This is a genomic window from Bradyrhizobium sp. UFLA05-89, assembly GCF_059803475.1.
In genome coordinates, this window is sequence record NZ_JBANBA010000078.1 from 12,310 (window position 1) to 24,292 (window position 11,983).

The following is an 11,983-nucleotide window of genomic DNA, read 5'->3' on the forward strand; positions in this document are numbered from 1 at the left end:
CGGACGCGGCGATGCGGGCAGGGAAAGGCTGCTGATGGGCGAGCCAATGCGAACACCGCGCGGATTTTGCTTCGCAGCTCTGAACTCTCTGCGCTTGTCATCTTAAGGCACCAAATAGTGCTGATCCCACTCGGGTCTGGGCACTGGCGTCCCGAGGGTATAGCTAAATGACCGAATTGTTAGGCCGTCGTCGCTCGTTTCGCAGCGATACGCGACGTGGTACCACACGCCGCGACTTCGCAATGCGGCGCCGCCCGCGGCTATGGCATGGCCACGAATGACCGGATCGGAGAAAGCATAGGCGACGAATTCGTCCGGCCGAAAGCCCTGGTGCTCGCGGCCGATCGCTCCCATCGCGCGTGCATCGCAACGCTGCTCAAGTCGCGTTTCCGGAGAAAGCGTCAGCATCTGCTCTTCGGTGGACTTGGCCGCATGGGCAATCTGAGGCAGGGCGAGAAGGACGAGGTAGGCTGATAGGAGGTGTCGTCTCATGTTCATCTTTGTTATCGAGGTCGACGGCTGTCACCTCAATCTGGAACGGCGTGCTCGCCGCGGGAAGTCGTGCCGCTCTCACGAATGTCTGTGTGGGCTGCACTTTTTGATGGTAGACAGCAGTCGCCCATACAATGCTTGTGTTCGGCAACATTACGGCCATCCCTGACGGATTTTGAAATCTTGGCAGTATCCGAGACCTGGACGCTCGGTTGTGAACGCAGGAGAGCAGTTCAGGTAAGGGGAATAGGGCCGCCCATGCTGGCGCGCCCCCAACAGGGGTCGAAGCAATCGTTCGCGGGAGCGTCAGCCGTCAGACGCGTTCAAGGTGCCCGACGGGGTGATGCTCGCCGGCGGTATCGGCGAGGAGCGCCGCGAGTGCCGCGCATTGGTTGCGAATGTCAGGTATCGCGATGATCTCCCAAAAGGCCGCGCGCGTGAGCGGACCCACCGCGAATAGCCGGCGTGAAGCCGTGCCCGCGCGGCTGATGACCGTACAATTGCGATCAGTCTCGATGCCAATGCAGAGCGGATCGACGCGGCAAAGGCCACGATCGAATAGACTGCGCACGGCCGGATTGAGCGTAGCGCGCGGATCTTTGACGATGCCGGTGCAATCGACGACGGCGCCGACCTGTATGTCGACAGGATTGGCATCGCCCCGCCTGCGGTATTTGACTCTGGCGCCGGTCGTGTTGGGCTCGACGCTGATCACCTTTGCTGCCATCAGGGTGAGCTGACCTCTGTCAAGCGTCTCGCCGATGCGTGCTTCGACTTCCGGAGCCATCCGATGACGATGCACGTCCCACCAAGCGCGCGCGTGTTCGAGAAAGCGGCGTTTTGATGCCAGCGGAAGCTCATGCCACAGCCGTTGGGTATAGGGTCGAAGGCCGTCGATGACGCTGCGCCAGTCGCCGCCTTGGGCCGCATTCTGGTCTATGCGATCACGAAGCCAGCGCAGCAGGTGGCTAATGCTGGCGCCGAAAGGAACATCCCCCTCTTCAATTCGCAAAGCGTCGACGTGGCGGTGGGGTTTTGCGAGCAGGCCGCGCCGTGACATAGCGATGATCGGCCCGCGATGGCCGTCGCGCAATAGCGACAGAACGTAGTCAACCATGGTAAGCCCCGTACCCAGGATCAGTACGGTGGCATCGATGTCGACGCCAGCAGTCGACGGTGGTGCCCAGGGATTCGCATGAGCCGGCCGGTTAGCTCTTGTATCATGTCCGGTTGCGAGAACGACTGTGTCGGCCATTAGCAATCGGCCGTCAGCCAGCTTGACCGACACGCCGGCTGGACCTTCGTTGATATCGACGCAAGTCCCGTGCACGATCGACAAACGCGGTGCGTCCGTCGGCTCAGATGTCTGCTGCTCGAGCAAACTGGCGATGTAGTCGCCATAGACGCGTCGTGGCACAAAGCAAAAAGGATCGCGATACAGCGACGCGTCCGCGTCAGGCGAGTTCAGCCAACGCCAGAAGTGATCCGGTTGGTCGGGCAGCGCGCTCATATTTGAGGCGCGTACGTTGAGCAGGTGATCAGGATTGCCCGTGTGATAAGCAATGCCGCGTCCGATGTCGGAACGCTGTTCGATCAGCGTGACGCGTAGATCGCTGGTTGGCTGATGCAGCAATTGATAGGTGAGCAGGACGCCGCTGGCGCCGCCACCGATGATCATCACGTGCCGCGCGCTTGAAATCGTCATGCTACCACTCTATCCATCAAGGCCTGGAGCTCATGTGCGGTTGCCAAGGCTCATCATTGAACAAGCTTCACTTTTCTGAACGAAGCTTATCCTTCTGAAGTTCCATCGATATGCGCTATCACTTCAATATGACGCCGCGGATATCGCGCGCGCCCCAAATTTGTGCTTTCGCCATAAGACTAGGCGATAACCCGCGGCTTTCAGTCCAACAGGAAGATGTCATGAAAAAATGTCTTGGAGATTGTCAGGCGCGCCGCGAGCTACAGATCGTGGTTGCCGCGCGCATCTCCGCTAATCACGCCAACCGGCCAAAAATGCAAAGTCAAGGAGACTTGGGCCGTATGGACCTCATTCTTCTAGTTTGCGCGAACAATAACACGTCCTTGCTCTGATCGAGAGAGAAAGGATGGTGCCATGAGAATTTCGAAAAGTTTTACGTGCGCGGACATCTTTTGAGGTCATGCAATTCTCCATTCATGCCCGGAAACGGAAACGCGTTTCATGTAGGTGGGCTACTGTCTGCCTGGAGCTGGACGCTAACAATGTGCAGTGAACTCTTACGAGAAGAGGCTGTCCGACGAGGATGAAGTGCTTCCTTGACCAAGTGAGCCCTGCGCTTCCGGCTCATGCTCTTTTGGTCATTCAGTCATTCCATCGTGTTCGCCGGTCTCAAGAGCGTCTCTATGCTGCCATGCACTTGCACCACATGCAATTAAGTCAGTCAGCAAGTCCAGAGGCTGGAGCTACAGATCGGCTCCTCACTTCGGCGTAAGGCGACCGCTGCTCAACAGCGGCCTGCGGCAGACGCAATATCAGCTTGTCAGCTTGTTGTCAGCTTGGCTAGACCTGCTAGCGACGCTGACTTTAGTGCGCTTTTCGCAAATCTGGACTGGTCAGCCGAATTGCGATCTCCGCCATGACCCGTGATTAGATTCCAGCCGAAGAGTTGCGCAGTTGAGGGGCGAAGCTAACTTCGCCCCATTTGATTTCGCGTTGGGTACCTCTGTCCAGCTATGTCAGGGAAATGATCCCCTGGGTGGCAAGCGCATCCAGAACCCGATCCGCCAACTGCTCCGGTGGCTCGTCCAGTGTCTTCAAGTGCACCTCCGGCGCGTTCGGCGCTTCGTACGGGGCATCGATGCCAGTAAAGTTCTTGATATTGCCTGACTTTGCCCTGGAATAGAGGCCCTTTGGGTCGCGCCGGATGCATTCGTCTAGCGGCGTATCCACAAAGACCTCGACGAATTCGCCCTTCCCCACGAGGTTGCGGACCATGTCCCGGTCCGCCTTATAGGGTGAGATGAACGAGCAAACGACGATCAGCCCGCTTTGAAGCATCAGTTTCGCCACTTCACCAGCTCGCCGAATGTTTTCGATCCGATCTGCTTCAGTGAAAGCGAGATCGCGATTGAGGCCGTGACGGAGATTGTCGCCGTCCAGCAGCATCGTGTGATGCGACATCGCGAACAGCTTCTGGTCGACGATATTGGCAATCGTCGACTTGCCGGAGCCGGAAAGGCCGGTGAGCCAGATGATGCACGGCTTTTGCCGCTTGAGCGCGGCACGTTCTTGCATGCCGATCGTCAGCGGTTGGCAGGCGACGTTGCTCGGGCGGCGCAGCGGAAAATCAATCATTCCCGCACCAACCGTACGGTTGGTGTAGCGGTCGATCACGATGAAGGACCCAGTGCGCCGATTGACGTGGTACGGATCGAAGCTCACAGGCCGAGTGGTCGCGACGTGACAGAAGCCGATATCGTTGAGGCCCAGCGTGGCCGCCGCAAGGGGAGGCTCACGGGTATTCACGTCGATCTTGTATTTGATACGCGTGACGTTGCCGGAAGCAATCGATTGCGTGCCAATCCGAAATGCATAGGAGCGGCCCGGCATCATCGGCTCTTCATCCATCCAGATCAGATGAGCGGCGAACTGGTCGGCGACCTCGGGGCGCTGCGTCGGACCTGCCAAGACATCGCCGCGGCTGATATCGATCTCATCTTCGAGCGTGATGGTTACTGCATCGCCTGTTTCTGCACCCGCAAGATCACCATCACCGGTCACAATCCGCGTCACGCGCGAGCTGCGACCCGATGCCGCCACAATGATTTCGTCGCCAACCGCGATGTTTCCCGAGGCGATCGTGCCCGCATACCCCCGGAAATCCAGATTGGGACGATTCACCCACTGTACCGGAAAGCGGAAGGGCAGGTCGGTCGTCTCGGGCTGAATGTCGATAGTCTCGAGGTAATCCAGCAGGGACTGGCCGTGATACCAATCGGTGTTGCCGGATCGGTAGATGATGTTGTCGCCGTGTCTGGCTGAAATCGGGATTGGAACGATCGACTTGAAGCCGAGCGCCGAAGCAAAGCCGACGTAGTCGCTCACGATGCCGTCGTAGACATCCTTCCGGTAGTCAACGAGGTCAATTTTGTTAACGGCGACAAGGACATGCCGGATGCCCAATAGCGAGCAGATGAACGAGTGGCGCCTGGTTTGCACCAGGACTCCCTTGCGCGCATCGATCAGAATGATGGCAAGCTGCGCGTTGGAGGCGCCGGTCGCCATATTGCGGGTATATTGTTCGTGACCTGGCGTATCGGCGACCATGAACGATCGGCGCGACGTGGTGAAGAACCGGTAGGCGACGTCGATGGTAATACCTTGTTCGCGTTCAGCTTCCAGGCCGTCGACCAACAGGGCAAAGTCGATCTCTTCGCCCGTCGTGCCGTGCTTAACGCTGTCGCGCGCGAGCGCCTGCAGATGGTCCTCATAGATCATCTTGCTGTCGTGCAGGAGGCGCCCGATCAGCGTCGATTTGCCGTCATCGACCGAGCCACAGGTGATGAACCGCAATTGATCTTTGCTAACGGGCTCGCCGATGCAGCGAACAGCGTCCGTATCCATCAAAAGTATCCTTCCCGCTTCTTCCTCTCCATCGAAGCTGCCTCATCCGTGTCGATGAGACGCCCCTGGCGCTCCGATACTTTCGCAAGGCGCATTTCGGCTACGATGTCCTCGATGGTCGTGGCTTCCGACTCAATGGCCCCGCTCAGGGGGTAGCACCCAAGGGTGCGGAAGCGGATCGTCCGCATCTCGGCGGTCTCATTTGGCCGGAGCGGGAGCCGCTCGTCGTCCATCATGATCAACGTTCCGTTCCGATGCACCACAGGTCGCTGTTTCGCAAAATAGAGCGGGACGACGGAAATTCGTTCAAACATGATGTATTCCCAGATGTCGAGCTCCGTCCAATTCGACATCGCGAACACCCTCATCGTTTCGCCCTGCCGGATGCGGGTGTTGAACAGGTTCCAAAGTTCGGGCCGCTGATTGCGCGGATCCCAGGCATGTCCTGCCGAGCGGAACGAAAATATGCGCTCCTTGGCACGGCTTTTCTCTTCGTCCCGCCGTGCGCCGCCGAATGCCGCATCGAATCCGTACAGGTCGAGCGCCTGCTTGAGCGCGTCGGTCTTCATAACCTGCGTATGCAGCGCGGAGCCTGACTCGATGGGATTGATGCCGCGCGCGATGCCGTCCTTGTTCACATGAACGATCAGATCGCCCCCGATGCGTCTGGCCGTTTCGTCGCGAAAGGCGATCATCTCCCGGAATTTCCAGGTCGTATCGATGTGCATCAACGGGAAAGGCAGCTTTGCCGGATAGAAGGCTTTCACGGCAAGGTGCAGCATGACGCTGGAATCCTTGCCGATCGAGTAGAGCATCACCGGTTTCTTGAACTCGGCGACAACCTCGCGCATGATCTCGATCGACTCAGCCTCGAGCCGCCGCAAATGCTGGGGCAGTGTGTGTGTTTTGAGTCGGGTTAAGTCCTGCACGTTCATCTTTGAACATCCTCGAGATGTGTCCGCGCAATGAAATTGCCGTTGCGGTACTCGTGCCGCATGTGAGGGCTTACCTATGAGATCAGTGGTCGCATCGCTTGGGAGAAGGATCGCTCGGCCTCATCCATGGTCGGTCCAAGCGGGGATAGAGGCCGGCTTCAACGTCGCCAAGGACATAGAATTCTGGGGCGAGCCCGCGTGACGGTCAATTCATCCCTTGGTTGCTGCCTCAACATACGCTGGTTTAACGTGTCGCAAAGCTGTTGCGGGGCAGGGACCGGCGCAGCGTGATCGGCCCGTCTGAACGGAAGGGCATGAACATCGCTTTTCAAGCTTGCAGGCGACCTTGCCACCAATATAGCTGCTGGTGCAGAGCCGCCGAAAGCTGCGCCTACAAGTGGGTTGCCTCGTCCACAATGACATACTCCTCGTAATTTTTGCGGCGGGAAACCTACCCTGTTGCTCAATGGCTGGCACTTTTCCTACCCGGCAGAATGTGGGTTGGTGAAATCGATTTTTTGGATGCAACGCATTCAGATCGCGGATAGTGACGCTTCCGAGGTCTTGGTCTCAATATTCTGGTCGCACTCAATATTCTGATAACCGAAGGTATTCTCACGGCGGCAGCTCCGGTGGCTCGCGAACGTGGATTAGGTGGGTTGCATCGGTGCGTCTATTTGCAAGGCTTTCGTGGCCGGCATGCAGTCGTCTGCTGGACCGGCAAACCGACCTGACGGTCACTCGACCCGTTAACGGCGCAGTTGGCTTCGGGAATAAGTCTCGATCGCCGTGTGGCCGATCTGTTGTCAGGTGTGCAGACTGGTGAGTTGGTCGATCTCTATCGCGCTTGCACCCGATGTCGCTCGCCGTGAAGCGATGTCCGGCAAAAGGCCAATTTTGATACTTTTCCACTCGTTACTTACGTAACGGGCTATCTACGGATCGGCCTTGCGGCGCCTTGCGCCCAAGTCAACTACCAGCCTTAGCAATTGATTGAGATGACCGACACTGGCACAGCATGAGCATCCCGCGCGTCTTCGGGATCCAACTTAAATCTCGCCCGCCGAACCTGATGGGTGTGCTGTCTCCCCGCCTGCTGTCATGAAATGCAATCCTTTCTTTTCCTCGAACACCATGATGGACGCTCTTTGTGTCGCCGACCGTTCACGCTGCACGGAAGCTTCACAAAGCAAGCGGGGCGTCGTCGTGGTGCGAGATCGCATTGCGGCGACCGTAATCTTTCGAGGCAGAGGTCGTCCTCACGCACAGATGTCCCAATGAGCGAGTTCTTAAGGCCCCTAATGGCGAATGAGGAGAGGCGTTCTCCCTCGCGGGAGACCGCCAGGCTTCCGCGGAAAGCTATGGAGCCCGGTCCGAGCGGCTCAGACGGTTGGCATCGAACGCTTCGCTTGAAGAAGGAATGCCAACCGAATGCCGGTGCGCGATCGCGCCGTTGCGATGCAGGGCGCAATTCAGACGGAGCCGATTTGTACGCTAGTAATGGCCGGATTGCGGTATGATCGATCTAGCTGGCAAACGTCCTATCGCGATCCGGGCAGTCCTTCCCTTCGTTTTTCGCCGTTGGTTGCTTCAGCCCTACCGCGCCGCCCTTGTACTTGTTGGCTTCCTCGGCTCAACGGCGGCAGACCTATTCATGCCGGTCTACTCCGGCCAGCTGGTCGACGCATTGACGTTAGGCCCCTATAACGAGGCAGCGCGACATGCGGCGCTGGCTGCCTTCGGCGGCATCGTCGCCCTTGGCCTGGTTTCGGTCATCCTGCGCCTCGTTGCTCTGCAGGCAATCGTTCCGTTCACGCTTCAGACGATGTCGGACGTGGCGCGCGATACGTTCATGCGCATCCAGCGGTTCTCAACCGATTGGCACGCCAACTCTTTCGCCGGTTCGAGCGTGCGGAAGATCACGCGCGGCATGTGGGCCCTCGACCTGCTCAACAGTACCATCCTGATGTCCCTGTTGCCGTCCCTGACGGTACTGGTAGGTTCGATGATCCTGCTCGGGCTGCATTGGCCTGCATTGGGTGGCGTGATCGCGATTGGTACGGCTATCTCTGTCGCGGTGACGCTGACATTCACGGTCCGTTATATCGCGCCTGCAGCGCGTGTCTCTAACGCCTGGGACACCAAGGTCGGCGGCACGCTGGCCGATGCGCTAACCTGCAATGCGGTAGTAAAATCGTTCGGCGCTGAAGCGCGCGAGGATGCTCGGCTCGCCCGCACCATCGACCGCTGGCGCATGCGGCTGCGGCGAACCTGGCTACGCTACAACTACGCCGCCATGTCTCAGCACTCGCTCCTGTTGTGTCTGCGGGCATCGGTGATCGGCGGCTCGGTGCTGCTGTGGATGGCGGGGCTCGCCTCGCCGGGCGACGTCACCTATGTGCTGACCAGCTACTACGTGATCCACGGGTATCTGCGCGATGTCGGGTTTTACATCAACAACCTCCAGCGCTCGGTCGACGACATGGAGGAGTTGGTCGCCATCCATGGCGAGCCGATCGGGATCGCGGACGTGCCGGATGCGAGGCCGATCGCCATTGACGGCGGTGAAATCGTATTCGACCACGTGACCTTCCGGTACGGCGGTGACCGGGAGCCCGTCTATGACAAGCTAACAGTTGATCTACGCGCCGGAGAGCGGGTTGGTCTGGTCGGCCGCTCCGGCTCCGGCAAAACGACCTTCGTTAAGCTGGTGCAGCGGCTCTATGATGTCGCGGGCGGCCGCATTCTGATCGACGGTCAGGACATCGCTCTAGCGACACAGCAATCGCTCCGCAGCCAGATAGCGGTCGTGCAGCAGGAGCCGATTTTGTTCCACCGCTCGCTTGCCGAGAACATCGCCTATGGCCGGCCGGGAGCTGGTATGGGAGCGATCGAGCGGGCGGCGCGGCTTGCCAATGCGCACGAGTTCATCCTGCGCCTGCGCAGGGGCTATGGCACTCTGGTCGGCGAACGCGGCGTCAAGCTTTCAGGCGGAGAGCGGCAGCGCATCGCCTTGGCGCGCGCCTTCCTGGCGGATGCGCCGGTCCTCATTCTGGACGAGGCAACCTCAAGCCTCGACTCCGAATCGGAAGCCCTTATTCAGGAAGCGATGGAGCGGCTGATGAAGGGCCGGACCTCGATTGTGATCGCACATCGGCTGTCGACCGTGCGCAGCCTCGACCGCATTCTGGTGTTTGACGATGGTGTCATCGCCGAGCAGGGCACGCATGCCGCGCTGACTAAGCGGCCCGGCGGAATCTATCGGCGGCTGTTGGAGAGCCAAGCGACCGAGGTCGGCCGGATCTCTGCGGCAGGCTAGCGAATAGGGATGGCACTGAAACTTCGACCCTTGAGCCGGGAAGCTACTCGAAGGTTCAGCCAAAGGGAGAGGCGCAGCCAAGAGGGGCTCAACCCGGCTGAAGCCAAAAAACAGCATCGGCCCGCAAGCAAGCTGAGGGTCTCTAAGGACGAGGCGCTATCGCCGATCAATTTGAAAACCGTAAGAAGAGCGCAGGGAACGGCGTCTCATAGCCAAGATGACATTGGACTGGAAGCAAGATCGCGATAGCCGCCAGCATGGGTGAAAATCCGTCAAAATACGCATTCTGCGCCGAAATTCAGCGTCGATATCCGAACCATTGCATTAATCAAGATCGACAAGTGGCTACTGTGCAGCGCCAAACAGATGCGCGTTAATTGTCGGTTGGGCAAGGCGCTGACGCGCTGTGTCGTTCGTCGTATTCTTCCTCCCGCGACGAACGCTCACTGGCCGCCCCATCTGGGGCGGCCTCTTTTCCTTCCGCGGCTGAGCCCTTCGATCTGGCGGACCGCGTAACCACATGCATTCCAGCCGCAGTTCGGCGAGGAGAACTACGGGAACGGCACCTGCTTCGCCCTTGGCACGGCACGGAATTTTCAGGGGCGAACTCGCGGGCTCGGAAGTTGCGTGGCGTTCAACCCACCCCTTCGTTGCCGGACGATGACGCGAAGCATTTGCGGCGGGGGCCGGCACACTGCTATCGAATGCATCTTGCTGGAGGAGAGCGCACGGTTATCGGCACGCGTGGCAAGCTTGTAGGCGTTGATACCGCCAACGTAGAGCTGGTGCAGAGCTGGCGCGTAAACCGCGCCGGCGACCGGATTGCCGCGATGGATCAAAACATTGTTGATTGTAAACATGTCCTTGCCATCGGCGAATTCGTCGCACAATTTCAAATGCCCAAATCTCAGCAGAATACCTCACAATTCACCGGGCCATCCACACGACCAGAAGCGAAGGTGCAGTGAATGCGGAACGCTCTTATGATAAGTGAGCGCGGCCGATACCGTCGCTACTAGGCCGTGTGGGACATCGTGCTTCTGCCCCGATCAGCTCAGCGTTGGGATGCTGGGCCCCGTCGTCCCTCGCACGATCTACGCGTCCTCGTCCTCAATCTCGACGTCGATCTCGTCTTCGACGATCGCAGGCCGTCCCGATTCTGCCATCTCGGCAGATATCTTCCGCATTGGCCTTCTCTGCGGTGTTCGAACGCCGTCGGTGTGCTCAAACGGGTGGTCGTGCAACTATTGGCCGAGCGGGTCGATGATAATATCGATACTCTCTCTCTCTCCGAGCCAATTTCGCGGCGAGCACGAAATCGCTGTCTCCCACTATCAGCACAATCTGATCGACCAATCATTGGTAGGAAAGTGCAGCACGTCCAGGCCGAGGCGCATATCGGAGGCGCCGCCGGGGGCACACGCGAAGAGGGCAAATCGTGTTCCTCGCGATATCAAAGAGTTCCTAGTCAGGGCTGAATGACCTCCTGAAAGTCACAGCTGGCGAAAATCCCTCAAAAAAAAGCGTTCGACGCGGAATTTCAGCGCCAATGCGGGAAGCATTGCATTAATCAATATCGATACGTGGTTACTGTGCACAGGCAAATACGCGCGCGCTGATTCGGCGCGCCCTTTAGGGGAGTCTTATTGTGGCTAAAGTACCACCGTTTCATTCGAAGAAACCTAACACGAAAAATGTCTATCACGATAACGACAAGTGCACGGAGGGCAACAACATCGAACGGCAATACCTCGCCCCCGGCACTGCGGGGCGACCGCGCTGCGAGCATTGCAGTCGCCTAGCTTAGGTCACCCGCGGCTGTGGCGCGGAAACTCCCGCCATGGCCTTCTGGCTGGCGATCAACCACATCGTAAACCGCCGCACGCATTCTAGCGGAGTTCGATTGGCTAAAGTGCCTCCATTTCACTAAGCTGAATGCGCGTCTATATCACGACGCCAAGTGCGGCGAGCAGATCCTCGGCGAACGGCAGGTGCGCGTTGGACCGCGGCTGAGCTATGCCTCGTTCTCGCAATCGACGCGGCTGCGGCCAGCTTGAGTTGATTGGGAAGATGCCGACGCGCTCTCTGTTGAACTCGTTTGCCGTATTCCTCCTCCCGCGACGAACGGCCTCCGGTCGCCCCCTTTTGGGCGGCCGCTTTTTCTTTTCGCGACTGAGCCCTTCGATTCGCCGGCTCTCATTAAACCACATGCACTGTGGTCGCAGTTCGGCCAGCGAAAATTCGTGGGACGACGCCACTTAATCGTTTGATGTCCGGCGGCATCCAGAGATGCCCGCTGATAACCCACTATTCGGAGCGGAATGAGAAGCAGGGCTCGGCCGCCGGTTAGACTTGCTGACCCAGCAGTTCGAACGGCGCGTCTGATTTCCAATCAGCTGACGCCGCTGTTTGTCCGGTTCTGGCTCATGGCGAGGCTCCCTTTTTCGGATTGAGCATAACAGGCGGCGCAAACGAAATACGCGGGCGGTCCGAGGCATTGGTCGAACCGTGAGTCGACGCTTGGCGCAAAGAGCAGCGTCTGGCAAAGGAAGTTAGCTCGGACGTGCAGCTGGATCGAAGGCCCGAAACTCCTATCCCACGTACTCGCTGTTCCGTTTGCGCCAGGCC

The 11,983-nt window shown here is 58.8% G+C and carries 6 protein-coding genes; 2 read left to right on the forward strand and 4 right to left on the reverse strand.

What is annotated here, in order from left to right; translation table 11 throughout:
• Nucleotides 1–102: 102 nt before the first annotated feature.
• The 4 genes from SO139_RS31295 to cysD all read right to left on the reverse strand — a co-directional run bounded on the left by SO139_RS31295 (nt 103) and on the right by cysD (nt 6,036).
• Nucleotides 103–498, reverse strand: coding sequence for a DUF930 domain-containing protein (locus SO139_RS31295; protein WP_498541125.1), 396 nt, complete (start codon nt 496–498; stop codon nt 103–105).
• A 307-nt stretch (nt 499–805) separates the two neighbouring features.
• Nucleotides 806–2,170, reverse strand: a complete 1,365-nt coding sequence (locus tag SO139_RS31300) for an FAD/NAD(P)-binding protein (protein ID WP_498541126.1) — start codon at nt 2,168–2,170, stop codon at nt 806–808.
• Nucleotides 2,171–3,208: 1,038 nt separating this feature from the next.
• A complete protein-coding gene (gene cysN, locus SO139_RS31305) occupies nt 3,209–5,101 on the reverse strand; it encodes a sulfate adenylyltransferase subunit CysN (RefSeq protein ID WP_498541127.1) in 1,893 nt (630 codons plus the stop codon).
• Nucleotides 5,101–6,036 carry a sulfate adenylyltransferase subunit CysD gene (cysD, locus tag SO139_RS31310; RefSeq protein ID WP_498541128.1) on the reverse strand — a complete coding sequence of 312 codons (936 nt, stop codon included), beginning with the start codon at nt 6,034–6,036 and terminating at the stop codon, nt 5,101–5,103. Before cysD ends, cysN begins: the two co-directional genes overlap by 1 nt.
• A 1,516-nt stretch (nt 6,037–7,552) precedes the next feature.
• On the opposite strand from cysD, the gene SO139_RS31315 reads away from it, so the two are divergent.
• Nucleotides 7,553–9,355: an ABC transporter ATP-binding protein gene (locus tag SO139_RS31315; RefSeq protein WP_498541129.1), complete on the forward strand. Its 1,803-nt coding sequence runs from the start codon at nt 7,553–7,555 to the stop codon at nt 9,353–9,355.
• A gap of 704 nt (nt 9,356–10,059) precedes the next feature.
• Nucleotides 10,060–10,323 (forward strand): hypothetical protein, encoded by a 264-nt coding sequence (locus SO139_RS31320; protein ID WP_498541130.1) that lies wholly within the window; start codon nt 10,060–10,062, stop codon nt 10,321–10,323.
• Nucleotides 10,324–11,983: the final 1,660 nt, after the last annotated feature.

Bases quoted from the DNA above. Each gene is read 5' to 3' on its own strand.
- SO139_RS31295 (WP_498541125.1), bottom strand. From the start codon at position 498: ATGAACATGAGACGACACCTCCTATCAGCCTACCTCGTCCTTCTCGCC.
- SO139_RS31315 (WP_498541129.1), top strand. From the start codon at position 7,553: ATGATCGATCTAGCTGGCAAACGTCCTATCGCGATCCGGGCAGTCCTT.
- cysD (WP_498541128.1), bottom strand. From the start codon at position 6,036: ATGAACGTGCAGGACTTAACCCGACTCAAAACACACACACTGCCCCAG.
- SO139_RS31300 (WP_498541126.1), bottom strand. From the start codon at position 2,170: ATGATCATCGGTGGCGGCGCCAGCGGCGTCCTGCTCACCTATCAATTG.
- SO139_RS31320 (WP_498541130.1), top strand. From the start codon at position 10,060: ATGCATCTTGCTGGAGGAGAGCGCACGGTTATCGGCACGCGTGGCAAG.
- cysN (WP_498541127.1), bottom strand. From the start codon at position 5,101: ATGGATACGGACGCTGTTCGCTGCATCGGCGAGCCCGTTAGCAAAGAT.